This is a genomic window from Nocardia sp. FBN12 (assembly GCF_050320175.1).
Taxonomy (GTDB): Bacteria; Actinomycetota; Actinomycetes; order Mycobacteriales; family Mycobacteriaceae; genus Nocardia.
In genome coordinates, this window is record NZ_CP190048.1 from 6,701,189 (window position 1) to 6,727,318 (window position 26,130).

Consider the following 26,130-nt stretch of genomic DNA (forward strand, 5'->3'; position numbering starts at 1 on the left):
GCGCCGAAAATCTCGCCGCATTTTCACGGCCTTCCCGCACCTGATGCGGGCGCGGGGAAGACCACGACCTGTCCGGTCGGTCCGGCGGCTTCGGCCTCGCCCCAGCTCTGTCCGACGACATACAACCGCGGATCCCCGTCCCGGCTGAGCGTGCATGCGAACGCTCCACGGTCGAGCTCGACCCGCTCCGTCACCTCGCCGCCCGCACGGACCCGGACACAATGCTGATTGCCCACATCCGCGTACCAGACCTGACCGTCGGTATCGAGGCAGATCCCGTCGGGGTGATCGCCGGGAGTCGCCGCCCACACGCGCCGATTGCTCAGCTCGCCGTCGGCCGCGATGTCGTAGGCGGTGAGTTGATTCGCGTACGACTCGGCCACGATCAGCGTCGCACCGTCGGGGGTGATCGCCATGCCGTTGGGAAAGGCGAGCCCGTCCGCGACCCGGCGCACCGCACCTTCCGGGGTGATCCGCACGATGAATCCGGGGACGAACTCCCCACCGGGGAAATCGAAGCCGATGCTGTTGACGTAGGCGTTGCCGCCCTCGTCGATGACGATGTCGTTCCACGGCTTGTCCGACACCGGCGAAAGGTCGGCGTAGGCCACCAGCGACCCGTCGGGTTCGCGACGCAGCAGGCGCCGGGCCGCGGAGTCGACGATCACCAACCGCCCGTCGGGCAGAAAGTCGATGCACATCGGAAACGACGGGACCTGGGCGACGACCTCGGCATCGTGGCCGTCGACGACGATCACCTGGTTCGCGCCCCAGTCCGCGAACCACAGTCGACCGTCGTGCCAGCGCGGTGACTCGCCGAACACGATTCCTTTCAGCACAACCTCGGATGTACTCACGTGACGCCGTCCTTCGTGATGTTGGCAGTAGTAGTACAGACGAGGTGGCGTGCGGAGAATCACCGGTGCCGACCCGTGGGGCGGAGCCGGGCGGGGCCTTCCGTAGGATCTGGATCGATGGTCTCCCCGTTTCTCGCCGACTTGTTCGAATCGCATCGAACGCATTTACTTTCGGTCGCCTACCGGCTCACCGGCAGCGTCGGCGACGCCGAGGACGCGGTGCAGGAGAGCTGGCTGCGGATGGCCGGGGTGCACCAGTCCGAGATCGACGATCTGCGCGCCTGGCTGACGACGGTGGTCACCCGAATCTGCCTCGATCACTTGCGAAGTGCCGCCGTGCGCCGCGAAACCTATGTGGGGCAGTGGCTTCCGGAACCCATCGTGTCGGTGGGGTCGTCCTCGCGCACCCCGGATCCCTTGGACGTGGTGGTGCGCGATCAGGACAGCCGGCTGGCGGCGATGGTGGTGCTCGACGCGTTGACGCCGCAGCAGCGAGTGGCACTGGTGCTGCACGAAGGGCTGGGGGTGCCGTTCGACGAGATCGCCGACATCCTCGGTGTTTCCGCCGATGCGGCAAGGCAATTGGCGGTGCGTGCGCGCCGGGCGGCCGCTCGGGCGCCGGAACCGGTCGCCGACGATGTGCACGATCTGGCCGTGCGGAGATTTCTCGCTGCCCTCGCTACCGGCGATGTCGCCGCGGTGGCCGCGACACTGCACCCGGACACGACATTCACCGCCGATGCGGGCGGTACCACCAAGACGGCGTTGAACGTTGTTGCCGGACAAGACAAGGTCGCCCGCTTGGCGCTCGGTCTGTGGCGCAAGCATCAGGAGGAACCCGGCCTGGAATTGGGCGCCGCAACGGTGAACGGGCAATCGGGACTGGTGATCATCGACCCGAACTCGCCGTTCGGCCGACCGGTGCGGGTCCTCGCCTTCGTGGTGCGAGACGGAAAGATCTGGGCCACTTACGATTTCGCCAACGTAGCGAAACTGTCCGGCGCCCGCCGCCGCTGACCCCCGCGCGGAGGGTCAGCGGTTCGCTGGTTTACGGGTAGGTGGATCCCCAGTTGTGATCGCCGGTCGACGAACCGAGGTTGTGGTCGCCGGTCGAGGAACCCATGTTGTTGTCCGGCGTCGCCGAACCGGTGAACATGTCGACGATCTGGCCGGCGAACAGCTGTTCGCGGATGAATCGCAGGGCCGAACCGGCTACCTCCGACGCAGCCGGTTGCAGGATGAAGTCGAGCAGAGGTGAGGCCATGTGAGCCCCTTTCGATATACCACCACGCTGTGGTGTGTGAGGTAGAACACGGCGAGGCTAGCTGAGGTTGGGGAAACGCACAATAGCCCAGGTCAACAAGGGAAAACGTTTGTGAAACATGCGTGTTCGCTATCGTTCGGCAACGCCGTTGAACAGTGGGCTACGCTGCGAAGATGCCGCCTGTGCCGCCCACCGTCGCCCGTTTGCGCCCGTTCGGATCGACCATCTTCGCCGAGATGACCGAGCTGGCCGTCCGCCACGACGCCGTGAATCTGGGCCAAGGCTTTCCCGATACCGACGGGCCCGCCGGCATGCTCGAGGTGGCGCGCGCGGCCATCGCCGACGGGCTGAACCAGTACCCGCCCGGCCGCGGGATGCCGGTGCTACGCCAGGCGATCGCCGACGACCGGGCCCGCCGCTACGGCACCGCCTACGACCCGGCCACCGAGATCCTGGTGACCGTCGGCGCGACCGAAGCGATCAGCGCCGCCGTGCTCGGCCTGGTGGAGCCGGGCCAGGAGGTAGTGCTGATCGAGCCGTACTACGACTCCTACCCCGCCGCGATCGCCCTCGCCGGCGCGCGGCGGCGGACGGCCCGCCTGGTGCCCGACGGCGACCGATTCGTGCTCGACCTGGACAGCCTTCGAGCCGCGATCACACCGAAAACCCGCATGCTGCTGATCAATTCGCCACACAACCCCACCGGGTCGGTGCTCGACCGTGCCGACCTCACCGCGATCGCCGAGTTGGCTGTCGAGCACGATCTGCTGGTGCTGACCGACGAGGTCTACGAGCACCTCGTCTACGACGGCACCGAACACATCAGCCTCGCCACGCTCCCGGGAATGCGCGAGCGGACCATCGTGGTGTCCAGTGCCGCGAAGACTTTCAATGTCACCGGCTGGAAGATCGGCTGGGCCTGCGCGCCCGCGCCGCTGCTCGACGGTGTGCTCGCGGCCAAGCAGTTCCTCACCTTCGTCGGCGGCGGGCCGTTCCAGCCCGCGGTCGCCCACGCGATCAACGAAGAACTCGACTGGGTGCACGCGCAGCGCGACGAACTCGCGGCCAAGCGGGTACGTCTCTCGCAGGCGTTGCGCGACACCGGGTTCACGGTGTCATCCAGTGACGGCGGCTATTTCGTCTGCGCCGATATCCGGCCGCTCGGCGCCGAGGACGGGCTGACGTTCTGCCGCGAGCTCCCCGCGCGCCTCGGCGTGGTGGCAGTGCCGGTCAGCGTCTTCGCCGACCATCCCGGCGACTGGAAACACCTGGTGCGCTTCACCTTCAGCAAACGCGACGAGACGATCGACGAAGGAGTGCGTCGCCTACGGGTCGGTATCCCGGTGCGGTGACATCCGATGGGGCGGGACATGCCCGCCGATCAGTCACGCGCGTGCCGGGCCAGCGGAGCGTGCCACTGATAATGCCGCGCCAGCAGCCGGAACCCCACCGCCCCCGCGGCGGCGAGCAGTCCCGTCCACGCTTGGTACAGGTCGAACGACAGCAGTGCGGCGGTCGCGGCCGCGCCGAACAGGGCCGGGATCGCGTAGAGGTCCTGGTCCGGGCGCAGGACGCTGGGTACCTCGCCGCTGAGGACATCGCGAATCACCCCGCCACCGATGGCGGTCGTCATGCCGAGCAGGGCGGCGGTGGGTGCTCCGAGCCCCGCCGAGTCGGCGATCACGGTCCCGGTGACGCAGAACAGCCCGAGTCCGATCGCGTCGGCGATTTCGAGGGGACCTTTGGTGAGTCGGCGCGATGGTGCGATGAAGTAGAGGACCAGCGCGGTCAGCATCGATGCGGACAGATACGTGAGGTCGGTGAACGCGGCCGGGGGAGTTCGCCCGATCAGCAGGTCACGCACGATGCCGCCACCGAGCGCGGTCGCGCACGCAAGGACGACCATCCCGAACAGATCGAGGCGTTTGCGCACGGCGACCAGTGCGCCCGAGGCCGCGAAGGAGATCACACCCATCATCTCGCCGCTGCGGTGCACCGCTGTCACCGCTGAATCGAGCTCTGTGGCCAAGGGGCCCGCCGCCACGACCTCTATCAGCATCCCCATGCTCACGGCACGCTCCTTTCGCTCCGACTGTCCGGAGCAGCGTGACATGTGCGGGTGCGGGGGTCGGTGATCTGGGGCGGGAAAGACACGTGCCCCCGGAAGTGAGCGGGCGGCGGCGTCAGGCTGGGGTGGGGCGGGCCTTGTCGGTGGCGAGGAGGACGGCGATGGTGCCCAGTGCGGTGCCCATGAGGTAGCGCTGGATGCGCAGCCACCGGGGGCGGGCGGCGAGGAAGGTGGCCAGGCCCGCGGCGCCGAGCACGATCAGTGCGTTGACGGTGAGGGCGACGGAGATCTGGACCGCGCCGAGCGACAGGCTCTGCAACCAGAGCGCACCGCGATCAGGGTCGACGAACTGGGGGATCAGTGCCATGTACATGATCGCGATCTTCGGATTGAGCAGGTTGGTGGCCAACCCCATCGTGAACAGGCGCCGCGCGGGATCGTGCGGTAGGTCGGCGGGTGCGAACACCGAGACCCCGCCCGGGCGGATCGCCTGCCACGCCAGCCACAGCAGATACGCCGCCCCCGCCAGCTTCACCGCCATGTACAAACCGGGTACGACCGCGAACACCGCTGTGATTCCCGCCGCGGCCGCCATCAGATACACCCCGAACCCCGCCGCGACCCCCAGCAGCGAGATCATCCCCGCCCGGCGCCCCTGTGCGACGGTGCGCGAGACCAGATACATCATGTTCGGCCCCGGCGTCAGCACCATGCCGAGCGCCGCCGCCGCGACCCCGAGAACCGCCGTCGTCTGAAGCATGCACTGAGTTTCCCCGGGCAGGAGAAGATTGTCGCGGTCCAGTCAGCACCCGCTGGACCCGGGAAGACCACCCCGACCCTGTCGGTATCGGTCCGTACAATCGACAAGGGCCCCCACCACGACCCACGTCCCCGCACGGGACAACGAGGCCGAATCCCGGGCCGCCGACCACAAAGAACCAACTGTCGCGAGTGAAACGTCGCACCTGACGAGTCCACCTACGGACTCCCAGCCCAACCCCCACGTTTTCGGCCGCCCCGGATCCGAGGGGCGAGACGTAACGGCGAAGCCGAAGTATCGCCCCTCGGATCCGGGGTGACGAGGCCGAAAACCCGCGGCGCCAGCCGCCGACAAACACAGGAGCAACGTGTGACCGACGGTCCTTTGATCGTGCAGAGCGACAAGACCCTGCTGCTCGAGATCGACCACGAGCTGGCAGGCAACGCGCGCCAGGCCATTGCCCCGTTCGCGGAGCTGGAGCGGGCGCCCGAGCACATGCACACCTATCGGATCACCCCGCTTGCGCTCTGGAATGCCCGCGCGGCGGGCCACGATGCCGAGCAGGTCGTCGACGCGCTGGTGAACTTCTCGCGCTATGCCGTGCCGCAGCCGCTGCTCGTCGACATCGTCGACACGATGGGCCGCTACGGCCGATTGCAGTTGGTGAAACATCCCGCGCACGGCCTCTGCTTGGTGAGCCTGGACCGCGCGGTGCTCGCGGAGGTGCTGCGGCACAAGAAGATCGCGCCGATGCTTGGCGCTCGCATCGACGACGACACCGTGATCGTGCATCCGTCCGAGCGCGGCCACATCAAGCAGATGCTGCTGAAGATCGGCTGGCCCGCGGAGGATCTCGCCGGCTATGTCGACGGCGAGGCGCACGACATCGGCCTCGACTACACCGAGGGCAAATGGCACCTGCGCGACTACCAGGAGATGGCCGCCGACTCGTTCTGGGCGGGCGGTTCCGGGGTGGTCGTGCTGCCGTGTGGCGCGGGCAAGACGATGGTCGGCGCGGCCGCGATGGCCAAGGCGAAGGCGACGACGCTGATCCTGGTCACGAATACCGTGGCGGGCAGGCAGTGGCGGCGCGAGTTGCTGGCGCGGACCACGCTCACCGAGGAGGAGATCGGCGAATACTCCGGCGAGCGCAAGGAGATCCGTCCGGTCACCATCGCCACCTACCAGGTGATCACCCGGAAAACGAAGGGCGAGTACAAGCACCTCGAGCTGTTCGACAGCCGCGATTGGGGCCTGGTGATCTACGACGAGGTGCACCTGCTGCCCGCGCCGGTCTTCCGGATGACCGCCGACCTGCAGTCGCGGCGCAGGCTCGGCCTCACCGCCACCCTCGTCCGTGAGGACGGCCGCGAGGGCGACGTGTTCTCGCTGATCGGCCCGAAGCGCTACGACGCGCCGTGGAAGGACATCGAGGCGCAGGGCTGGATCGCCCCCGCCGACTGCGTCGAGGTGCGGGTGACGCTCACCGACGCCGAGCGGATGGCCTACGCCACCGCCGAGCCGGAGGAGCGCTACAAGCTGTGCTCCACCGCGCGCACCAAGATCCCGGTGGTCGAGTCCATTCTTGCCCGCCACGAGGGCGCCCCCACCCTGGTGATCGGCGCCTACCTGGACCAGCTCGACGAACTCGGCGCCGACCTGAACGCCCCGGTCATCACCGGCGCCACCAAGAACCGGGAGCGCGAGGCACTGTTCGACGCCTTCCGGGCCGGCGAGATTCCGGTGCTGGTGGTGAGCAAGGTCGCCAACTTCTCCATCGACCTGCCGGAAGCGTCTGTGGCGGTGCAGGTTTCGGGCACCTTCGGTTCGCGTCAGGAAGAGGCTCAGCGCCTCGGCCGCCTGCTGCGGCCGAAACAGGATGGGGGACAGGCGCACTTCTACTCGGTGGTCGCGCGCGACACCCTCGACGCCGAATACGCCGCGCACCGCCAGCGCTTCCTCGCCGAGCAGGGCTATGCCTACCGCATCGTCGACGCCGACGACCTGCTCGGTCCGCCCATCGGAGACGGCGTGTAGCACTGTTCGCCAGGTCAAAGGGGGGTAGCGTGCGATGTGTGAACCTCTCGGCAGATAAGTGGAGGCAACTCCTCCGCAACTTGTGCTAGGAAGGAAGGCGTGCGCCGCTTCGAATTCGTGGTCGACCGAGAACACGCTCATGCGGTGAACGAGACGTTCACCGGGTTGCGCAGGCTGCGCCTGGTGGCACTGTTGGTCGCCGGGCTCGCCGTCGCGGCCACGGTGGCGCTGGTGTGGAGTGGGCAGGCGTGGGGGTTTCTGCTCGCGGTGGTGTGCGTGCTGGTCGCGGGCATCGCGCTGTGGGTGGCGTTGTGGACCCCGCACCGCTCCAGTATCGAAAAGCTCTATCACGACGGCGTGCTGATCCCCGCCGTCGTCAGCGATGCCGAGCCGGGCGCCATCGTCTTGCTCGCCCTGGTCGATATCGCCGAACCCGCTGCGCCGGTACGAAGTTGGGCGCTGATCACCCGCAAGGTCCGCACGCTGCCGGGACACGCGCCGCGCCCGGGCGAGCGCGTGCCCGCCGTCGCGGTGCGCACCGACAGCGCCCCTAGGCAGGTCGGCGAACGCTGGCAACTGGTCACCGCCATGCCGATCGCCTGGGGTACCCGCGACGACGCGGTGATCGAGGCGGCGTGTGCTGCCATCAACGAGGTCGAATGGCGGCTGCTCGCGGAGAATCTGGCGCTGGCTTCCCGGGTGAAACGCACGGCGACCAAACGACTTCTGCTCGACCCACAGCACCTGCCCTCCGATCTGGGCTAGGCGTACCTCTGTCGCGCCGACCGGGTGGACAGGCTTGCCGTGCTCGGCCTGTTAGGGTCCGCGGCATACGCCTGCGACGATGGTCAGGTCCGCGCGATCCGGTCGGCGAAAGGTGTCTTCGACATGCGATGGTCGGCCGGGTTGTGTGTGGTGGTGGCGTTGCTGGCGGTGGGAGTGCGTCCGGTAGCGGCGGATTCGGCGTTGATCGGGGCTCCGGGGCTGTGGGATCCGTACTATCCGCTCGATGGCAACGGTGGCTACGACGTCACCCACTACGACGTGTCGATCGACTACGAACCAGGCGATCACCACCTGCGCGGCACCGCCCGCATCGACGGCCGGGTAACCCAGCCGCTGGCCCGGTTCAACCTCGACTACAGCGGTCCCGAGGTGCTGATGGTGACGGTGAACGGCCTGCCTGCGGGGTTCGCGCGCGACGCCGAGCACGAGCTGGTCGTCACGCCGCTGCTACCCCTGCCGCCCGGCCTGCCGATGCGGATCATCGTCGACTACGCGGGCGAGGCCGCCGATACCGAGGGCGAGGGCTGGACCCACGCGCCAAGCGGTGGCGCGTTCGCTGTCGGCGAGCCGCACAGCGCCAGCACCTGGTATCCGCTCAACGACACCCCCTTGGACAAGGCGACCTTCACGCTGCACGCCACGGTCCCCGCCGACTGGGAAGTCATGTCGACCGGTGATCGCACCGAGCACGTGGTGCGCGACGGCCGGCTGCACACCACCTGGGAAACGCGTCAGCCCACGATCGGCTACCTGACCACAGTCGCCGTGGACCACTTCACCTTCCTCGAGCAGCGGCGCGCGAACGGGACCGCGGTGCTGAGCGCGTTCGCGCCGGAATCCGACGAGAATCGCGAAGACGAGCAGCGGCTGCCCGAGATCCTCGACTTCCTCGAGAACCTGTACGGCCCTTATCCCTTCGATGTGGCGGGCGGGATCTACGTGGACACTAAGCTGCCGTTCTCGCTGGAGACCCAGACCCGGCCGATCTACGCGCCGTGGGCCGATCTGAACACCGTGGTGCACGAGCTGGCTCACCAGTGGTGGGGTGACACGATGTCGGTGCGCCAGTGGTCCGACATCTGCCTCAACGAGTGCTTCGCCAGCTACACCGCCGACTACCTGTGGCCCGAGCGGATCGACCACGCCGATGTGGATGCCGAATACCGCGAAACCGTCGCGAAATACCTTGATGAGCCCAAGTTCTGGAAGATCGCGCTGGCCGCCCCCGGTGTGGGCGACGAGTTCACGTCCGTCTACTACCGCGGCCCGCTGTTTCTGCACGCGCTGCGCAAGTTGATCGGTGAGGATGTGTTCTTCACGGCGATCAGGGATTTCGTGAACGCCCACCGCGACGGGCACGCGTCGATGCCGGAGTTCCGGACGTTCTTGCAGAGCCGGACCTCGATGCCGCTCACCGAGTTCCTGGCCGAATGGCTCGATGGGACAAGGCCGCCGCGCGACGCGTTCCTCTACCCGGGCACGCTGCACCCCTAATCGTCGGTGAGCCGAGCGCGCGCCCGCTCGACCCAGCGCTGCATGCGATCGAATTGACTACGCGCTGCGGTGAATTCGCCGCGCGCTCGGTGTTCTGCGGTGTGCGCGAAGTGACGTTGCTGTTCGGCGTGTTCGAGTTCGGTGCGCAGGTCGGCGATCCGGTTCTCGATCGCATCGAGTTCCGACTTGGCCTGTGCGGCAGCGGCTTCGGCTTCATCGCGATCGGTAGTGGCTGCCGCCAGGCCGGATTCGGCGTCGTCGAGTTCCTGTCGAGCCGCGGCGCGGCGCTCGGCTTCGGTGTCTTTCGAGGACGGCCGGGGTTTGCTCGGGCGCTTGGGGATGGCCTTTCCACCGGTGATCGCGACCAGGCCGGCCGGGCCGAAGCCGTCATAGGTGACGGTGGTCGGCAGCACTCCGGCGCGGACAAGGTCGGCGACATCGGGGTCGGCCAGCGCCGCGGTCAGGGTCTGCCCGACCTCGCGGAGCACCTGCTCGCTCGCCGGGCGCTCGTGTTCGGCGGCCAGTTCGGCGGCGCGCTTGGTCATCGCGTTCACGACCTGCTGACGCTGGGTGCCGAGGGCGCGCAACTTGTCGCCGGAGAGCTGGCGCTGGGCCGACCGCAGCGCGTCGCCGAGATCGAGCAGGGCGGCGATCTCCTGCGGTGCGTGGCGGGACAAGAGGTTCACCGTCCAGGCGGCGACCGTGGGTTTGCGCAGGGCCGTGATGGCCTTGGCCAGGTCGCGATCGCCGTCGGCGCGGGCCTGGGCGGCGCGCTCGGCGCGGGTCGACACGAAGTCGCCGGGGTCGAGTGCGTACAGCTCGCCTGCGACGTCGTCGAGGGTCATCTTTGTGATGGTAGACAGGTTGCGTAACGGGGGAGCGCGGACGCGGGGCACTTGGGTATCGTCACCGGCGGTTGTATTCGCCCTGAACCGTTCGGTGAGTGAGGTTTTCAGTGATTTTCCCAGAGAAGCGACTGTTGGCGCGGATCGTGCTCGGGCCGGTGGCCGCGATGGCGCTGGTCGGTGCGGTGGTTTCGTGCTCGTCGGCGGATGCGACGTCGGCCGATGCTGTCGCGGTGGGGTCGTGTGTGGAGGTCAGTGACAACGCTGCCGACGCGATGAAGGCGACGGTGGGCGACTGCTCGTCGGCGAAGTCGAACTACCGGATCGTGAAGCTGGGCGCGGACTGCGCTGCCGACAATGCCGCGTTCACCGGGACTGTGGGGGACGCGAAGAACACGCTGTGCTTGGCTCCGAACTTCGCCGAGGGCAGCTGTTACGCGGATGCGGGGAAGCGGCCCGCGGAGTCTGTTGCCTGCACTGCGCCGGAGGCTTCGTTCAAGGTGGTCAAGCGGATCGACGGGGAGACCGACGAGCTGCTGTGCGGGGCGGACGCGACGCAGTTCCGGACCGTTCCCGATCCGAAGACGACCTTCTGCATGGCAAAGCCCTAATCGAGGAGGGCTACCGAGGCGATTCGGTGGAGGGTGAAGTGGCGGGTCGCGCCGCTGACCGGGTCTACGGCGTCGAGTTGGCCGTTGCCCACCCGCAGCGGTTCCACGACCCGTTGGGTGGCTACGCCCTGGGCGTCTACGTAGCCGATGTTCACCGGGCGGCCTACTCTCGCTGCCAGTTGGAGTAGGGCGAGGGTGGCCGCGGTGCCGGTGCGGGTGCCGTCGGTGCGGACCGAGCGGCCGGTGCGGGCGCCCGCGGCTCGTTCGCCGGCGCGGAGTTCGGTGACCAGTTGGGAGAGTTGGTCGTCGTTCGGGGGTGTGGGGCGGTAGGGCCTGCGGGCGAGGGGGCGGACCGAGATCCGCGCGCCTCGGGGGCGCAGGTCGACGATCGTGCCGCCGGAGTCCTCGCCCGCGGGGGCGAAGCCTGCCTTGCGGAGTTGGTCGAGCATTTCGGCAAGCGGAGCGAGGGCGATCGCCACGGTGGGGGCGATGGCGCGCAGGGCCAGGGTTTCGGCGACGGGGGCGGCCAGGACTTGTGCCAGCAGGGCAGGGTCGTCGCTGCGGAGGAAGGACTGGGCCATGCCTACCCGGAGTTGGCCGTGGCGGCGGGCGACGTCGTCGATCAGGTAGGTCAGCGACTGCGGCACGGGGGTGCGCGAGTGGGTGGCGAACAGGGCGTGGAGTTCGGCGGCGGTGAGACCGGCATCCAACGCACGGCGGACGGTGGCATCGCTGACTCGGTACACCGTCGCGGCGCCCGCTGATTCGACGTCGGCCACCAGGGCGATCTTGCCGCGCAGTTCCGGGATCAGCGGGCCGGGGGCGATCACGGTCAGGTCGGCCTGGACCAGCACGTGGTCGACCGGTTTCGGCAGTGCCGCAGCCATTTCCGATTCGGCGTCGGCGATGGAACCGTGCAGCAGGGCCCTGGCGGCGGAGTCGAGCGCGCCACGGCCGAGCAGGCCGACGACCGCGGCTTCGGCGAGTGTCGAGGTGACAGCTTCGAGGCGGAAGTGCCTGCGGCGGCGCGGCATTCGCCACGCGAGCAATTTGCCGATGTCGCTTGGCGTGAGCGCGGTGCCGGTCGGGTACTCGGCGAGCATGCCGAGGATCGACGCGCGGTCGCGCACCGCGTGCGGCACGCGCAGCTCCGCCGACAGTGCCGCGATCGGCTTGTCTGCGGCGTCGCGCATCCCGATCATCCACGGCATCCGGTCCAGCTCCAGCCATGCCTGCGCGAGCGTGACCCAGCGGGTAGCGGGCGGGGCGTCGAGCCAGGCGTCGGCGGCGGGCGTCGGGGCCCAGAAGTCGTCGGTGGAGTCGAGGTCGGGTGTCGGTTCGGGCAGGCCCTTTTCGACGAGTTTCGCGGCGGCCAGCAATTCGAGCAGCAGGCCGGTGCGCTGCTCGTCGATGCCGGTCTGTTTGGTCAGCCTGCGCAATTCGCGCACGCCGAGTCCGCCCGCGCGCAGGGCTGGGGCGGGCAGGGCGCCGAGTGCGTCGATCAGATCGCCCGCGTCGCGCAGCAGCTCGCCGACTTCGCCCGCGCCGACGGCATTCACCTCGGTGGCGGAGTTCTTCGCCAGCGCGGGTTTGGGCGGGGCGAGGGCGTGCGGGTCGGTGACGGGTTCGCCGCGCAGGATCTGGCCGACGGTGACCGGCAATTCCACCGTCTCGTCGTCGATCCGGTGCAGCAGCCGGGCGGCGAGCAGACGCGGTACCGGCCGATCGGGGTCGGTGCCGGGCGCGGCGTCCCTGGTGCGACCGCGTGGGCCGGTGGTGGCGAGTTTGTCCAGCAGCGCGCGTTCGGGCGGGCTCGCCGTGGCCAGCGCGGCGGTGACTTCGGGCTCGGTGAGGGCGTCGGGGAGCGCTGTCGTCGCGCCGAGCGGCCAGGGCAGGGCCTCGGCGGCGCTGGGTGTCAGGTCGAGGTCGTCGCCGACCTGCCAGACGAGGGCGCGATCGAGCAGACGGGTGAGCGCGGCGGTGAACGCGGTCTTGGTCACGCGATCCTTGAGCTGCGCGTGCAGGGTGCTGCGAGTCAGCGGCGTGAGTTCGGCGCCGATCGTGCGGGCGTCCTCATTGGCCGTAAGCGCCTCGATGATCGCGAACTCGAGCGTGTCCAGATCGTCGGCGGCCCGCAACACCGAGGCGCGCTGCTGAGCGCGCACCGCGAGCACCGACATCGACGCGGGCAGTGGCACCGCCAGGTCGGGCCGCAACTGCAGCAATTTCACCAGCTGGGCATCGGTGCGCGCACCGAGCCAATCGGCGAGAGAGTCTGTCGCGATCACCGATCGAGCCTACAGTTCTCGGCCGCCTCGAACTTGCGGCACCAGCCGCCGATAAACGCGATATGCCAGAATGAGCGCGTGGTGAACAAATCGAAGAAACCCTACGTCGACAACGGCTGGCCCGAGGTGGCCGACGGCGAGCACGCCGTGACCGAACTGTCGTCGACCCGCGCCGGTAATCTCTCGCCTTTCGGTGAGGACACCGAGTTTCCCGTCCCGGCCGCAACGTTGCCGTACGTGCACCCCCAGACCACCATCAACCGGGTGTAATTCGGACGAGAAAGACAAGAGCCCGCATCCTCGAGGATGCGGGCTCTTGTTGTATTCAGAGGGCGAATCAGGAGGGCAGGAGGCCCTTGTTCGCCTGGAAGAAGTCGATCACGGCAGGGTCGAGCGGAGCGCCCTTGGCGGAGTTGACGAAGTCGAGAGCCTGCTGCGGCACGGCGATGCCCTGCTGCTGCACGACGGTGAGTGCGCGGTCGACGGCCGAGAACACTTCGGCGCTCGGGTCCTGCACCTGCGGCACGTTGACCTGCGGGGCCCAGCTCGGGGCCGACGGGGCGACACGCTCGGACGGTCCACTGCTCAGCCCCAGCTGGGACGAGCACGAGGGCCAAGCGCCCCAACCCTGGGAAGCGAGAACCTTTTCGGCGACCACGATCTGCTGTTCGCGGGTGGCCTGGTTGGCGGAGGCGGCGTACTCGCCACCACCGTGTGCGGTCCAGGTGGAGGGCGAGAACTGCAGCCCACCCTGGTAGCCGTTGCCGGTGTTGATGCCCCAGTTGCCGCCGGCTTCACACTGTGCGAGGCGATCCCAGTCGGAGTCAGGGGCCGCGCTGGCGTTTCCTGCGAGGGCTGCGGCTGCGGTGCCGAAGATCGCGCCGGTGACGGCGACCTTGGCAGCAGCGCGCCCGGTGGAAGTCGGCTTGCGGTGGCGTCCACTCATATCGGGTTTCTTCCTCTCGTTCGCACCTGCATGTGGCCCGGACTGAGAGGTCTCCCGGTCCGCCCTCATCCCTTGATTCCAATCGGGGTCCGGTACCCGCGGGGTGAGGTTCGGTGCGGCGGGCCGGTGGTTCCGGGGGTTACCCCGGCTGAGAGAAACGGTACGACGGTCAGCGGCGAATGTCACTATTTGGTAACCGGCGGGTCCCGGTGGGTCTCGGGGTCGTCTCAGGGTGATCCCTGATGTGTCCGCGCAGGTAGTCGCCGTGGCGAATGTGCGCTACGGCTGTGCGCTCACTTCGTGACCGTGCTGTTATGTGATGAGGATCACATGTTTAGCGGGATGATGATTTCGAGGGGTAATCGGTTGACGCATCAACGTGCGCGTCGGCCCGACCACAGCGCGAATATCAGCGCGAGCAGGAAGCCGACGGGCGCGAGCATCGCCAGGCCGTACAGCCACAGCCCGGGATCGCTGTCGGACACGATCGGCGTCACGAAGATTCCGATCACCCCCAGAATCCCGATCCCGAACAGGATCAGGGCCGCGTGCAGGAGGCGATCGCCGGAGCGTCGAGGACCGGGCGAGGCCGGCTCGGATGAGTTCGTCACGGGTGAACCGTAAAACTGATGTGCTCGCGGTATAGCCACCGGGGTAGACTCGCACCACATCGCGTCCCGCCTTGTTGGGGGGCGCGTTCTTTTCGCGACAAGCACGATTGTGTAACCCGGGCCACAAGGGCGCGGGTGCCGAATGATGAACGGGTGAGCGCAGTGCCGACCGGCCGGGTGAAGTGGTACGACGTCGAGAAGGGCTTCGGCTTCCTGTCTCAAGACGAGGGCGAGGACGTCTATGTGCGCTCGTCCGCGCTGCCCGACGGTGTCGAGGGGCTCAAGCCCGGACAACGCGTCGAATTCGGCATGGCGGCCGGGCGTCGAGGGCCGCAGGCGCTCAGCGTGACGGTGCTCGAGGCGCCGCCGACCGTCGTGCGCGATCGTGACCGTGGGCAGGCGCCCGCGCGCAAGGACGCCGGGCCGCGCAAGACGCCTGACGAGCTGCACGGCCTGGTCGAGGACATGATCACGCTGCTGGAGAGCACCGTGCAGCCGGACCTGCGACGGGGCAAGTACCCGGATCGCAAGATGTCCCAGCGTATTTCCGAGGTCGTGCGGGCCGTGGCCCGCGAACTCGATCACTGAGTTATTGGAGCGCTGGCGCGCTCGAGCGGGGCCCTTCGGGCCCCTGATCTTCCCTCCCTACGGGCACTCCTTCGTCGCACCCTTCGGTCAGTCCAGATCAGGGCGGGCCCCTAAAGGGACTTACACAGCGGCGCTCAGGTGTTCGAGGTTTGCGGGGAAGGACGCTGAGCCGGCCCCCGAACGAACATTCGTTCGGGGGCGGTCTCGTTTATGGCTCAGGACTCGCGCGGCTCGGGCTCGGGCGTGACGATCGACCAGGCGGCGTGCGGGATGTAGCTCTCCTGCCCGGTGGCGATGTCACGGGCCAGGATCGGGAGCTGCACTTCGATGCCGATCAGGCGCAGGTCCGGTTCCGGCTTCGACTCGATGGTGAGTGCCCTCGCACGGTCCGGGTAGTCGGCGAAGCTGAGGACCCGGTCCAGCTGTTCGCCGCTGGGGCGCTGGTAGATCAGCTGGATGAGCCAGGGGGACTGCGAGACCGCGTCGGGCAGCGACAGCTGCACGGGTGCACCGGCGGGGACCTCCAGCGGCGCTGTCTCGCCGTACCGGCATTCCTCCATCCGCACCGTGCAGTACATGAACGGGTCGACGGTGATGGCCGTGCCGTTCGCGTACGCGGTGAGCTGCGGACTGTGCGCGGGCGCCTTCGATACCGCCACCCCCACCCACACCGCGGTCACCGCGACGACCGCGAACAGTCCGGCCGCGACCAGCGCGACGATCGTTCGAGCGTTGAGCTTGCTCACCAGGTGGGGTCTCCTGTCCCTCTCGAGTGGGTGTGGGGCACTTCCTGCTCCACATGCTGGGGGCGATTGCCGCCGATACCCGGTAGCAGCGAGTGCCCGGTGTAGCTGACGAACGTCTGGAGCAGACCGACCAGCAGGATCACGCTGATCAACGCGAAACCCTTCCAGTAGTCGGTCGGCATCAGCACACCGGCCGCCCCGCCGACGACCCAGCTCAATTGCAGCACGGTCTCCGAGCGGCCGAAGCCCGACGCGATCGACTCCGGCGGCAGGTCGTCCTGGATGGCGGCGTCCAGCGAGACCTTCGCGAGCGCGCTGGCCGCCGAGGCCACCAGCGCGGCCACGGCGGCGCCGAACAGGTTCCCGGTGAACGCCGCGAACAGCGCGACCACCGCGCACGCGCTGGTGCAGCCGAGCACCACCGGCGACGGCCTGCCCAATTGCAGCCGGGCACCGGTGGCGTTGCCGCCGAAGTTGCCGATGGCCGCCGCGGCGCCGACCAGGCCGAGCATCGCCGCCTGTTCGGTGGGACTGCCACCCGAGCCCTTGGCGACGAAGGCGATGTAGAAGGTGAGAAAGCCGGTGAGCACGCGGATCGCGCTGTTGCCCCACAGGCCGGTGACCACGGCTCGGCCCAATGGCTGCCGTCGTTTCCGCGGCGGCACTGAGGATTCCTGGCCGCGGTGGATGACCTCGGTGTGGGCGTCAGGGCCGTGATAGGTGAGGGTCGCGGGGACCTCGCCTTCGGTGACCTCGACCCAGCGCGGAATCCGCAAGCTGAGGAACACGCCGGCGACGGCGATGCCGGTCGCGAAGATCAACGCGCCGGTGGAACCGGCGATCAGAGCGGCGAGCGCGGCCAGCGCGCCCGCGCCGATGGTGCCGCCGACCAGGCCGAAGACGGTCAGCCGGGAATTGGTGCGAACCAGGTCGATATCCGGTGGCAGCACGCGCGGAGTCACCGCGCTCTTGAGCACCGCGAAGGATTTCGAGCCGACCATCATGCACAGGGCCAGCGGATACAGGCCCCAGGTGTCGATGTTGAAGATCAACAGCAGCGCGAAACCCGCGCGCAGCCCGAAGGTCGTCGCCAGTGCCAGCCTGCGACCGCGTTGCAGGCGGTCGAGCAGCGGGCCGATCAGCGGCGCGATCAGCGCGAACGGGGCGATGGTGATCAGCAGGTACAGCGCCACCTTGGTTTTGGATTCGGCGGTGGCGCTGGCGAAGAACAGGGTGTTGGCCAGGGCGACGGCGATCGCGGCGTCGAGCGCGAAGTTCGCCATCGTGGCGTAGGTGAGCGCGGTCAGGCCGGACTGGTCGGCGCCGTCGGCCTTGGCGGCGCGCTGGAAGGTGGCGATGCCGCGTTCGGTGAGTTCGCGGCTGCGCATGGCGGCCACCCGGGTGACGGTGAGCTTGCGGGGGACGCGCTGGTGGATCTGATCGTCGAACGGATCTTCGCCGCGGGGGAAGGGGCGGGTGCCATCCGGGCCGGTGTCGTCACGAGGTGGGCTCGACCGTGCGGGCTCGTCGCGCCATTGCTCCTCGCGCGACAGCCCGCCGTGCCGGTGATCGTCGCGTGGCGCGTGGCGATCACCGGTGGACGGAATCGGGCGGTTCTGCGGATGCTCGGCACGGGCGTGTTCACTGCGCGGACGGCCCCGATCGTCGAACGGCGGAACCTGCCGGCTCTTCGACCGCTCGTCCGCGTTCGGGACCGGAGTGGTCGGAGCGGCGGGGTCGACGGGGCGTTTGCGATGGAACAGGCTTCTCGACCGGACCGTCGGTGGCTCGGCGGGGAGCGGCCGTTCGGGCCGGGGGAAGACCTTGCGCGGTGCGCGCGGCGGGTACTGCCCGTAGCCGGGGTGCGGGTCGGCGGCAGTACCGTCCCGGCGACCACGGTCGGGACCGGATGGATCGCGGGGCGTAGTCACAGGTCCAATTCTGTCGCACTCGGGCTGTGCGTGTTCACCCGCGCCGGAGCAATGTCGGCCACCGGCGGTTATTTTCCGACGAATCGCACTTCGAACATGCGCGGCCAATATTTTCCGGTCAGCAGGAACCGGTCGGTGCCGGGCAGGTGCGCGATGCCGTTGAGCACGTCGGTGCCTTGTCGTTCGGCGGGGGTGAGCAGGCCGCCCGCCTCGATGACGGCGAGCACCCGGCCGGTCTGTGGATCGATGTGGAGTATCTCGTCCGACGGGTAGTTGTTGGCGTACACGGTGCCGTCCTCGGCGCAGTCGAGTTCGTTCGGCTTCGGATCGCGGTAGCCGGACAGGGTCACCGAACCGGTCTGCGCGAACGTCACCGGGTCGCGGAAGGTGAGGGTGCCGGTGCCGTCGCTCATCACCAGCCGGTGTGGCTGTGCGCACAATCCCCAGCCCTCACCCTGATAGTCGGCGCGACCGGTTTCGGCGAGGGTCACCGGGTCGCGGGCGATGGCGAAGCCGTCCTGCCACGTCAGCTGCCAGACGATCGCGCCCGCCTTGGTCATCCCCTCGCCGAAGATCCGGCCGGGTAGGTCGACGCGGGCCGTTTCGGCGCCCGTGCGCTGGTCGGCGGCCCGCGCGGTCGACACGCCCCACATTCCGGTGCTCTCGTAGCGGACGCCGTCGACCACCTCCAGGCCCTGGGTGAAGGCCTGCGGATCGTGCGGTGACGAGCCGATCACCTCCACTCGTAACCGCGGCGGCCCTGGCTCCTCCGGTCCGCTACAGGCCCCCGCGCCGAGCACACTGACCAGCACTGCGACGGCCAACGAACTGCGATTGCACTTCATACGGCAAAATGTATGTCGTGAGCGCAGTATCTGTTTCGGAGTCCGGCGTGCGTCCTGTTCTGGCCGACGCGGCCGAGGTCGCACGTCGTGCGCTCGTCGCGTTGGAACCCGACGGGGTAGGAGTCCATCTGGGGGTGAGCGCCGAGGACGACACCGCGGCCACCCACCGGTTCGAGGCGACCCTGCCCGGCTACCGCGGCTGGCAGTGGGCCGTCGTGGTCGCCGCGCCCCCCGGCGCCGACCACGCGACGGTGAGCGAGTCGGCGTTGCTGCCTGCCCTCGACGCCCTGATCGCCCCCGATTTCATCCCGTGGGACCAGCGAGTCCGCCCCGGCGACCTCGGCCCCGGCGACCTGCTCGCCGCCCCCGCCGACGACCCCCGCCTTGTCCCCGGCTACGTCGCCACCGGTGACCCGGTGATCGACGAGGTGGCCCGCGAGGTCGGCCTCGGCCGCGTCCAGGTGCTCAGCGTCGAAGGCCGCGCCGACGCCGCCCAGCGCTGGTTCACCGAATTCGGCCCCGACACCGAGATGGCCAAGGCCGCCCCCGGTACCTGCGGCATGTGCGGCTTCTACCTGCCACTCGCCGGCGCCCTGCGCGAATCCTTCGGCGTCTGCGGCAACGCGATGGGCGCCGACGGCCACGTCGTCCACAGCGAATACGGCTGCGGCGCCCACTCCGACGTAGTCGCCCCCAGCGGCAACGGGTCGCCCCTGTACGAGGCCTTCGACGACCACGCGGTTGACTTCGTCGACATCGTCCGACCGGCGGTCGAGAACGCGATCGACGAGGCCGCCGCACCGGCAACGGTCGACGAGGCCGTGGCTGATGCTTCGGCAGTGGTCGATGAGGCCACACCCGACGCTTCGGTACCAGTCGGTGAGGCTGCGGCTGACGCTTCGGCATCGGCCGACGTGCAGGCAGCCGACGCCCCGGCGGCGGTCGACGTCGCGGCCGTGTCCGATGACGTCGACCACGCAACGGTGGTTGTGGAGGTTGTCGCCGAGACGACCTCCGACCCCGCGATCGAGGTCGTGGAGGTCGCGGCTGGAACGATCGCCGCCGAGCCCGCACCTTCGGACGTCGAGGCCGTGGCTGATCCCGCTGACTCGTTGACCGAGGTCGGCGAGGCCGCGGCGGAGCGGGCGGGCGACCAGCAGGAGACCGCGGAGGCCGAAGCAGTCGCCGCTGCCGACGCCGAGCGTGCGGCGCTCGCCGAGGGCACGCTGCCGGAGTCGGCCGACGAGGTCGTCACCGCCGAGATCGCTTCGGACGCCACGGTTGCTGCCCTGGCCGAACCTGCCGTCGCTACTGAATCCACCGACTCTGCCGAACCCGCCGCCGGCGATGTGCGGCCCGTCGAGGCCGAAGGCGACGCGAAGACCGAAGCCGCACCTGCCGTCGACGCCACGTCGGACGCGGAAGCTCCCGCCGAGACCGCAGAGGTAAGTGCCGATGTGCCCGCGGAAGGCGATGCCGCGGCGTCGGGTGGTGCGGGATCCGGCGAAACGGCGGAATCGGCTGACCTGAGTGAGCACGGATCGTCGGTGTCGCGCTGAACGGAGTGCCGGATCCGTTCGGTACCGCGCAGCTGCGGGCCGGAGTGCTCGCGGCGTGGCGGGATTCGCCGACGAGGCTGCGTGAGGACAGTGCCAGTGAGGCGGATCTGGTGGCCGCGGGCTACCGGGATCGGCTGCTCACCGAGCTCGCGCAGAACGCGGCCGACGCCGCGGCGAAAGCCGGTGTCGCGGGTGAGTTGATCGTGCGGGTGCTCGACGGCCGGTTGCACGTCGCGAATACCGGTGCGCCACTGAGCGTTTCCGGCGTACACGCACTGACGGCACTGCGTGCCTCCGGCAAATCCGACACCACCGAGGTCGGCCGCTTCGGCGTCGGCTTCACCGCGGTGCGGTCGGTCGGCGACGAGATCGAGGTCCGCTCGACCACCGGCTCCATCCGCTTCTCGCGCACGGCGACGCTGAACGACCTGCACGACATCGGCATCACCATCCCCGACGACCTCGCGTCGATCGCACCCCCTGTCCTGCGCCTGGCCTGGCCGGTCCCGACCACCCCGCTCGCGGGCACCGATACCGAGATCGTCGTACACCTGCGCGACGACATCGACCACGAAGCCCTCCTCGACGCCATGCGAGCCGAGGCCCCCGACCTCCTCCTGGAACTCCCGGCCCTCCAGCGCATCCGAATAGAATCCGACGAATTCACCAGTACGGTCAGCGTTCTCACCACCAGCGCTGACCCTGTGGATGCCCCTCGAGCGGACGCCACGCAGCCGGGCGCCACCGCCGCTGCCGCCGATGTCGCTGCAGCTGCCGCGACTAACGCTGCCGCTGCCGCCGATGTCGCCCACGCTGCTGGAGCCGACGTCGACGCGCCCGGGACGCTCTCCCAGCTGACAATCACCCTCCCGTCCGGCACCCGCCGAGCGTGGTGGCAATACCGCACGCCCAGAGCCCGCTGGCTTCTCCCGCTCCGTCATGGCCGCCCCGTCGCGACCGCCCCGGATGTCCTGCGCGCCCCCACCCGCTCCGACGAGGAACTCTCGCTCCCCGCGGTCCTGGTCGCGGACATCCCGATGCAACCCGACCGCCGCCGCCTCCTCCCCGGCGCCCGCCTCACCGAATTGGCCACGGGTTACGCCGACTTCGCCCGCGCGCTCCCGCCTCAGGACCGCCTCGTCCTGGTCCCCACGCCCGGTTTCGCGCGCAGTGAGGCAGACGCGATTCTCCGCGAAGCCCTCATCGCCGAACTTCGCGCCAATCCTTGGCTGCCCGTGTGCGCGACGCGCGACACCGCGCAAGCGAGCTCCTGGGATCCACTGGAACCCGGCGAGCTCGAACCGCAGACCTTCACGTCTCCGGAAGTCGACCTCACCGAAACCCCTTCGGGTAGCTATCTTCCCGACTTCGATGCCCTGCTCATGGCCGCTGAGTCCGAGCCAGGAGGTGACAACCTCCCTGACCCGTTCGCCGCTGATGGTTCCGCCCCGAGCGGAGTCGACTACCCGTCCGCCATGCCGACCCGCGCGAGCGTATTCCCTGATCTCACACCGGAATCGGCTGCGCTGCTGGCCGAGATCACCGGCCCGCTGGTGATTCCGGAACTGTCCGGCCGCGCCGGTCAGGACAAGCTGGCGGTCCTCGATGTCCATCGGCTCGGCCCGGCCGCGCTGGCCGAGCTGTCGAGTGGACTGGAACGCGAACCACGGTGGTGGCGGCGGTTTTACGCCGCGCTGGAACCGTTCGTCGTCGATACCAGGACCGCCGAGGAGTTCGGCGCGCTCGCAGTGCCGCTGGCCGACGGCCGTTTGGTCACCGGGCCGAGGACCGTGGTGCTCGATGATCAGCTCACCGTGGCCGTGCCGGTGCACTGGGCTCGACTGGTCCACCCGGACGCCACGCATCCGCTGCTCGGCCGCCTCGGCGCCCGCAGCGCGAACGCGGACGACCTACTCACCGACCCCGGCCTACACGATCTGCTCGAGCAGGATCCGGCCGACCCGGACACCGTCACCGCGGTACTCCAGCTGGCGCCGTTCGCCTCGCCGGACGCGTTGCCCGACTGGCTCGGCCTCCTCGAATTACCCGACGACACAGGCGAACTCCGTCCGGCCGACGAGCTACTGCTCCCCGGAGCCCCGCTGGCCGATGTCCTGGCCGACGACGCGCCCTTCGCCACCATCGCCGACGCGGTCGTCGCCGAGTACGGCGAGCAAGCCTTGCGGGCGATCGGTGTCGGCTGGGGTTTCGCGGTCCTCACCGACCCCGAGCCGATCGGCCCCGATCACGACCTCGACGACGAACAGTCCTGGTGGAACAGTCTTTCCGAAGACCCGCGCACGCTCACGGCGGTCCGCGACCTCGACCTGGTCGACGAGGACCGCTGGCCGGAAGCCCTGCGCCACTTGCTCTCCGAGCCGCGCACCCGCGCACTGCTCGCCGATCGCGACGGCTACACCACCTGGTGGCTGCACCGCCACGCCCACATCGGCGGCATCCCGCTGGGCCGCCTGCACCACCCCGACGACAACGAATTCGGCGGACTCCTACCGACTTTCGCGGTGGCGGGGATCGAGGGAACCGACCTCGACACTTTGCGCCCGGTGCTGGTCCGCCCCGATGTGATGTCAGCCGCGCTGGCCGAGGAACTCCTCGACGCACTGGCCGATCCGTCGAAATCCCCAGCGCCCGAGGTGATCGCCCGCACCAACGCCCGCTTAGCCGCCGCGGTCGCGTCAGGCGCCCTCGACCCGCGCGAACTCGATCTCCCCGAACAGATCCGGGCCCTGTCCGGTGACGTCGTCGACGCGAGCACCGCCATGGTCCTCGACCAGCCCTGCTTCGGCCTCGTCGTTCCCCCGGAACGCTTGGTCGTCGGCGACACCGAACACGCCGAAGCGCTGGCCACCCTCCTCGACCTACCCCTGGTCTCCGAGGAGGTCAGCGCCGAGGTGCTCGGCACGGGTAGCCGAAGTACGTGGGCCGCAGCACCTTTGGGCGTAGTGTTGCGTCAGCTGTGGTCGCCCCAGGACACCACCGGCGAGTTGGTCCTGCACGAAACCCTCGAAGTGCACCTGCGCGGCGCGCTCTCGGGCACCGTCCGCGTCCCGTGGTGGTGCGAGGGCGACGTCACGCACGTCCAGGTGCCGCGCGGCTAGCAGAACCGGCGTGGGCGGTGATCATCTCGGCGAGCAGATCGAGCTGAACCTGCACCGACTCGCTGTCGTCATCGACCAGCCACCGCAGCACGATCCCGTCGATCACGTTGAGAATGAACCGGCTCAGCGTCGTCACCGGGGTGTTCCATTGCGTTTCGGTCGCTTCCCGGCAATGGTCGATCACATCGGCGACGGTGTTGTCGTTGAACCCGTACTGTTCGCGGGCGATCGCCAGTTTGGCCGGCGTCGACTCACCCTCGCGCAGCGCGTAGGTGGTGGTCTCGTAGGTGAGCAACTGCCGTTCGGGAGTGGCTTCGATGTTGCGCCACATCAGTTCCAATCCGCGGCGCACCAATTTCTGAAGTGCTTCTTTTCCTGTTCCGGCGTCTTCCCATACCGATTCATCGGCATCGACGGAATCGCGCAATTCCATCGAGAGCGCTTTGACCAGCTCGGTCATCAGCGCGTCCTTGTTTTCGAAACAGTAATGCACCACACCTAGCGAGACGCCGGCCGCTTGGGCGACATCACGCGTGGTCACGCCCGCCACGCCCTTTTTCTCGGCGAGACCGATCGCTGCCTCGATCAGGTGGGCCCGTCGTTCTTCGACACTCAATCGGGAGGACACTGTGCGAGTTAAGCGCTCGCGCCACGAACAGTCAATTCGCCGGTCCGCCAGAAAATACTGGACATTTGACCAGTTGATGTGGTTGTCTCCGAAATGGAAGTTGCGAAGGAGTCGCCCGATGTCCCTGTCCCGCCGTACCGTTCTCGCCGCCTCGGCACTGGGTGCCACTGCGCTGCCCGTCCTCTCCAGCTTGGGAATGCCGGTCGCACAGGCAAATCCGGGTGGATTCGAATTCGGGCTCGGCATCGCCGATCTCACGGGCCCGGCCGCGGAATGCGGCATGATGGGTTACTCCCAACTCGAACAGACCACGGCGGGAATTCATCTGCGCCCCCGTGCGCGTGCGTTCGTGATCGGCGCGGGTGGAAATCGGATCGCGTTCGTCGCGGTGGAGAACGGCGCGGTGTTCGGGTCGGTCCACGGCGCGGTGCTGCTCGCGCTCGCCCGCCGTTTCGGTGACCGGTATTCCGAGCGAAATGTCGTGCTCACCTCCACCCACACCCACGCCAGTTGTGGCGGTTCCGCACACGACTACGCCTACACGCTGGCGACGCTGGGATTTCAGCGGCAGGTCTTCGACGCCGAGGTCGACGGCATCGTCGAGGCGATCGTCGCGGCCGACGCGGATTTCGCGCCCGGCGCCATCACCCTGGGCCGCGCGCAATTGCACGATGCCAGCGTGAACCGCTCGCGCGTGGCCTTCGACCGCAATCCGGCCGCCGATCGCGCCGCCTTCCCCGAGGCGATCGACCCGGCGGTGACCACGTTGACCTTCGCCAGAAATGGCCGTCCGGTCGGTTCGCTCACCTGGTTCGCTACCCACAACACCTCGATGACCAACGCGAACCGCCTGATCAGCTCCGACAACAAGGGCTACGCGAGCTACGCCGCCGAACACCTCGAACACGGTGTTCGCCACCTCGACGGCGCCGAATTCATCGCCGCCTTCGCGCAGACCAACGCCGGTGACATGTCGCCCAACCTCGGTCTCACGCCCGGCAACGGACCGACCACCGACGAATTCGACAACACCAGGATTCTCGGCGAACGCCAGCACGCGGCGGCGAAAGCGGCCGCGGCCAAGGGCGCTACGCAGCCGGCCGAAGTCGCCTCGATCCTCTGCTACATCGACCTCGCCGCCCTGACGATCGACGGCCGCTTCACCCCCGACGGCGCCCCGCGACGCACCTCGCCGGCCGCGGCGGGCGTGTCCCTGGCGGCAGGCAGCGTGGAGGACGGCCCCGGCCTGCCCGGCGGCCCGATCCCCGAGGGCGTGCGCAATCCGATGGTCGACTTCCTCGGCGGCATCGACCATCCGCACCCGGCCTGGCTCGCCGACGCCCAGGCGCCCAAGGCGATCTTCGCCCCGCTCGGGCTGATGCCCCCGGTGCCGTGGGTGCCGAATGTGGTGCCGATCCAGCTGATTCGCCTCGGTGACCTGTACCTGGCCGCCGCGGGCGCGGAATTCACGATCGTCGCCGGGCTGCGCGTGCGACGCGCGGTGGCGGCGGTGCTCGGCGTCGAGCTGGAACAAGTGCTGCTACAGGGCTATACGAACAGCTACCACGAATATGTCACCACGCCTGAGGAATACGACTCACAGCAGTACGAGGGCGCCTCGACGCTGTTCGGCCGCTACACGCTGTGCGGGTATGTGCAGGAATTCACCAGGCTGGCAGAGGCATTCGCCGCCGGGCAGCCGGTCGGGCGCGGCCCGGCGCCGCGTGATGTCTCCGCGCTGCAACCGAACTTCGCCGCCGCGCCAGGGCCTGACGAGACACCGCGGGGCCGCGGCTTCGGTGATGTGCTGATCCAGCCGTCACCCGGTCGGCGCGGCGAACAGGTCGCCGTCGAATTCGTCTCGGCCCATCCGAAACACAACCCACGCCGCGGCGACACCTTCCTCGACGTGCAGCGAAAGACCGCGGCGGGCTGGACGCGGGTAGCCAACGAGGGCGAATGGGACGTTCGCTTCCACTGGCGCAAAGAGGGCACGGCGGTGTCGATCGCACGCTTCACCTGGGACATCCCCGCGACCGCCGAACCCGGGGTGCACCGATTCGTGCACTACGCCGACGCGCTGGGCACTGACGGCACGCTCCGCCCCGTCACCGGGACCAGCGACGAATTCGCGGTGACCTGAAATA

22 protein-coding genes and 1 pseudogene are annotated in these 26,130 nt (G+C 68.8%); 11 read left to right on the forward strand and 12 right to left on the reverse strand.

The window, feature by feature from the left end; genetic code table 11:
* Positions 1-23: 23 nt before the first annotated feature.
* On the reverse strand, positions 24-857 hold the full coding sequence (locus tag ACQHI0_RS31635) for an SMP-30/gluconolactonase/LRE family protein (protein WP_427905382.1): 834 nt from the start codon (positions 855-857) through the stop codon (positions 24-26).
* A gap of 117 nt (positions 858-974) precedes the next feature.
* Here ACQHI0_RS31635 and sigJ point away from each other — a divergent pair, with 117 nt between their 5' ends.
* The gene (gene sigJ / locus ACQHI0_RS31640) at positions 975-1,874 is read left to right on the forward strand and encodes an RNA polymerase sigma factor SigJ (RefSeq protein ID WP_427905383.1); all 900 of its coding nucleotides are present in this window, start codon (positions 975-977) and stop codon (positions 1,872-1,874) included.
* 31 nt (positions 1,875-1,905) lie between these two features.
* Here the strand turns inward: sigJ and ACQHI0_RS31645 are convergent, their stop codons facing one another.
* Positions 1,906-2,121, reverse strand: coding sequence for a hypothetical protein (locus ACQHI0_RS31645; RefSeq protein ID WP_427905384.1), 216 nt, complete (start codon positions 2,119-2,121; stop codon positions 1,906-1,908).
* A 173-nt stretch (positions 2,122-2,294) separates the two neighbouring features.
* Here ACQHI0_RS31645 and ACQHI0_RS31650 point away from each other — a divergent pair, with 173 nt between their 5' ends.
* Entirely contained in the window at positions 2,295-3,473 is a 1,179-nt protein-coding gene (locus tag ACQHI0_RS31650; RefSeq protein WP_427905385.1) for a pyridoxal phosphate-dependent aminotransferase, read from the forward strand.
* A gap of 29 nt (positions 3,474-3,502) precedes the next feature.
* Here ACQHI0_RS31650 and ACQHI0_RS31655 read toward each other — a convergent pair whose 3' ends face one another.
* Positions 3,503-4,186 (reverse strand): trimeric intracellular cation channel family protein, encoded by a 684-nt coding sequence (locus tag ACQHI0_RS31655; protein ID WP_427909366.1) that lies wholly within the window; start codon positions 4,184-4,186, stop codon positions 3,503-3,505.
* 118 nt (positions 4,187-4,304) lie between these two features.
* A complete protein-coding gene (locus tag ACQHI0_RS31660; protein ID WP_427905386.1) occupies positions 4,305-4,949 on the reverse strand; it encodes a LysE family translocator in 645 nt (214 codons plus the stop codon).
* 369 nt (positions 4,950-5,318) lie between these two features.
* On the opposite strand from ACQHI0_RS31660, the gene ACQHI0_RS31665 reads away from it, so the two are divergent.
* The 3 genes from ACQHI0_RS31665 (at position 5,319) to ACQHI0_RS31675 (ending at position 9,266) form a co-directional block, all read left to right on the forward strand.
* Positions 5,319-6,986 (forward strand): DNA repair helicase XPB, encoded by a 1,668-nt coding sequence (locus ACQHI0_RS31665; RefSeq protein WP_427905387.1) that lies wholly within the window; start codon positions 5,319-5,321, stop codon positions 6,984-6,986.
* A gap of 99 nt (positions 6,987-7,085) precedes the next feature.
* The gene (locus ACQHI0_RS31670; protein ID WP_427905388.1) at positions 7,086-7,751 is read left to right on the forward strand and encodes a DUF3239 domain-containing protein; all 666 of its coding nucleotides are present in this window, start codon (positions 7,086-7,088) and stop codon (positions 7,749-7,751) included.
* 123 nt (positions 7,752-7,874) lie between these two features.
* The gene (locus ACQHI0_RS31675) at positions 7,875-9,266 is read left to right on the forward strand and encodes a M1 family metallopeptidase (RefSeq protein ID WP_427905389.1); all 1,392 of its coding nucleotides are present in this window, start codon (positions 7,875-7,877) and stop codon (positions 9,264-9,266) included.
* Here ACQHI0_RS31675 and ACQHI0_RS31680 read toward each other — a convergent pair.
* A complete protein-coding gene (locus ACQHI0_RS31680; protein WP_427905390.1) occupies positions 9,263-10,111 on the reverse strand; it encodes a hypothetical protein in 849 nt (282 codons plus the stop codon). The genes ACQHI0_RS31675 and ACQHI0_RS31680 overlap by 4 nt on opposite strands.
* A 110-nt stretch (positions 10,112-10,221) precedes the next feature.
* Here ACQHI0_RS31680 and ACQHI0_RS31685 point away from each other — a divergent pair, with 110 nt between their 5' ends.
* Positions 10,222-10,722, forward strand: coding sequence for an LppU/SCO3897 family protein (locus tag ACQHI0_RS31685; RefSeq protein WP_427905391.1), 501 nt, complete (start codon positions 10,222-10,224; stop codon positions 10,720-10,722).
* Here the strand turns inward: ACQHI0_RS31685 and ACQHI0_RS31690 are convergent.
* Complete coding sequence (locus tag ACQHI0_RS31690; protein ID WP_427905392.1) at positions 10,719-13,010, reverse strand: helicase-associated domain-containing protein; 2,292 nt, start codon at positions 13,008-13,010, stop codon at positions 10,719-10,721. The two genes, ACQHI0_RS31685 and ACQHI0_RS31690, sit on opposite strands and share 4 nt — an antisense overlap.
* Before the next feature lie 78 nt (positions 13,011-13,088).
* On the opposite strand from ACQHI0_RS31690, the gene ACQHI0_RS31695 reads away from it, so the two are divergent.
* Entirely contained in the window at positions 13,089-13,280 is a 192-nt protein-coding gene (locus ACQHI0_RS31695) for a hypothetical protein (protein ID WP_056818634.1), read from the forward strand.
* Between the two features lie 67 nt (positions 13,281-13,347).
* On the opposite strand, the gene ACQHI0_RS31700 is transcribed toward ACQHI0_RS31695, so the two are convergent.
* Positions 13,348-13,956 (reverse strand): transglycosylase family protein, encoded by a 609-nt coding sequence (locus tag ACQHI0_RS31700; RefSeq protein ID WP_427905393.1) that lies wholly within the window; start codon positions 13,954-13,956, stop codon positions 13,348-13,350.
* A 374-nt stretch (positions 13,957-14,330) separates the two neighbouring features.
* Positions 14,331-14,567 (reverse strand): hypothetical protein, encoded by a 237-nt coding sequence (locus ACQHI0_RS31705; RefSeq protein ID WP_427905394.1) that lies wholly within the window; start codon positions 14,565-14,567, stop codon positions 14,331-14,333.
* 162 nt (positions 14,568-14,729) lie between these two features.
* On the opposite strand from ACQHI0_RS31705, the gene ACQHI0_RS31710 reads away from it, so the two are divergent.
* Positions 14,730-15,155, forward strand: a complete 426-nt coding sequence (locus ACQHI0_RS31710) for a cold-shock protein (protein WP_410874538.1) — start codon at positions 14,730-14,732, stop codon at positions 15,153-15,155.
* Between the two features lie 215 nt (positions 15,156-15,370).
* Here ACQHI0_RS31710 and ACQHI0_RS31715 read toward each other — a convergent pair whose 3' ends face one another.
* From ACQHI0_RS31715 to ACQHI0_RS31725, 3 genes are all read right to left on the reverse strand, one after another.
* Positions 15,371-15,901 (reverse strand): DUF2771 domain-containing protein, encoded by a 531-nt coding sequence (locus ACQHI0_RS31715; protein ID WP_427905395.1) that lies wholly within the window; start codon positions 15,899-15,901, stop codon positions 15,371-15,373.
* Positions 15,898-17,832: an MFS transporter gene (locus ACQHI0_RS31720; RefSeq protein WP_427905396.1), complete on the reverse strand. Its 1,935-nt coding sequence runs from the start codon at positions 17,830-17,832 to the stop codon at positions 15,898-15,900. Before ACQHI0_RS31720 ends, ACQHI0_RS31715 begins: the two co-directional genes overlap by 4 nt.
* Before the next feature lie 68 nt (positions 17,833-17,900).
* Positions 17,901-18,677 carry a glutaminyl-peptide cyclotransferase gene (locus ACQHI0_RS31725; RefSeq protein ID WP_427905397.1) on the reverse strand — a complete coding sequence of 259 codons (777 nt, stop codon included), beginning with the start codon at positions 18,675-18,677 and terminating at the stop codon, positions 17,901-17,903.
* 8 nt (positions 18,678-18,685) lie between these two features.
* Between ACQHI0_RS31725 and ACQHI0_RS31730 the strand changes: the two are divergent.
* Together ACQHI0_RS31730 and ACQHI0_RS31735 are read left to right on the forward strand one after the other, a co-directional pair.
* A pseudogene (locus tag ACQHI0_RS31730) lies at positions 18,686-19,513 on the forward strand (DUF3027 domain-containing protein); the annotation flags it as partial.
* 728 nt (positions 19,514-20,241) lie between these two features.
* Entirely contained in the window at positions 20,242-23,355 is a 3,114-nt protein-coding gene (locus tag ACQHI0_RS31735; protein ID WP_427905398.1) for a sacsin N-terminal ATP-binding-like domain-containing protein, read from the forward strand.
* On the opposite strand, the gene ACQHI0_RS31740 is transcribed toward ACQHI0_RS31735, so the two are convergent.
* Positions 23,327-24,151, reverse strand: coding sequence for a TetR/AcrR family transcriptional regulator (locus ACQHI0_RS31740; RefSeq protein ID WP_427905399.1), 825 nt, complete (start codon positions 24,149-24,151; stop codon positions 23,327-23,329). The two genes, ACQHI0_RS31735 and ACQHI0_RS31740, sit on opposite strands and share 29 nt — an antisense overlap.
* Between ACQHI0_RS31740 and ACQHI0_RS31745 the strand changes: the two genes are divergently transcribed.
* Positions 24,102-26,126, forward strand: coding sequence for a neutral/alkaline ceramidase (locus tag ACQHI0_RS31745; protein ID WP_427905400.1), 2,025 nt, complete (start codon positions 24,102-24,104; stop codon positions 26,124-26,126). The genes ACQHI0_RS31740 and ACQHI0_RS31745 overlap by 50 nt on opposite strands.
* The last annotated feature ends 4 nt before the right edge of the window (positions 26,127-26,130 follow it).

What these genes read in the sequence shown, in the direction of transcription:
- ACQHI0_RS31725 (WP_427905397.1), bottom strand. Translation starts at nt 18,677, where the DNA reads ATGAAGTGCAATCGCAGTTCGTTGGCCGTCGCAGTGCTGGTCAGTGTG.
- ACQHI0_RS31680 (WP_427905390.1), bottom strand. Translation starts at nt 10,111, where the DNA reads ATGACCCTCGACGACGTCGCAGGCGAGCTGTACGCACTCGACCCCGGC.
- ACQHI0_RS31745 (WP_427905400.1), top strand. Translation starts at nt 24,102, where the DNA reads ATGTCCCTGTCCCGCCGTACCGTTCTCGCCGCCTCGGCACTGGGTGCC.
- ACQHI0_RS31650 (WP_427905385.1), top strand. Translation starts at nt 2,295, where the DNA reads ATGCCGCCTGTGCCGCCCACCGTCGCCCGTTTGCGCCCGTTCGGATCG.
- ACQHI0_RS31645 (WP_427905384.1), bottom strand. Translation starts at nt 2,121, where the DNA reads ATGGCCTCACCTCTGCTCGACTTCATCCTGCAACCGGCTGCGTCGGAG.
- sigJ (WP_427905383.1), top strand. Translation starts at nt 975, where the DNA reads ATGGTCTCCCCGTTTCTCGCCGACTTGTTCGAATCGCATCGAACGCAT.
- ACQHI0_RS31675 (WP_427905389.1), top strand. Translation starts at nt 7,875, where the DNA reads ATGCGATGGTCGGCCGGGTTGTGTGTGGTGGTGGCGTTGCTGGCGGTG.
- ACQHI0_RS31660 (WP_427905386.1), bottom strand. Translation starts at nt 4,949, where the DNA reads ATGCTTCAGACGACGGCGGTTCTCGGGGTCGCGGCGGCGGCGCTCGGC.
- ACQHI0_RS31655 (WP_427909366.1), bottom strand. Translation starts at nt 4,186, where the DNA reads ATGGGGATGCTGATAGAGGTCGTGGCGGCGGGCCCCTTGGCCACAGAG.
- ACQHI0_RS31700 (WP_427905393.1), bottom strand. Translation starts at nt 13,956, where the DNA reads ATGAGTGGACGCCACCGCAAGCCGACTTCCACCGGGCGCGCTGCTGCC.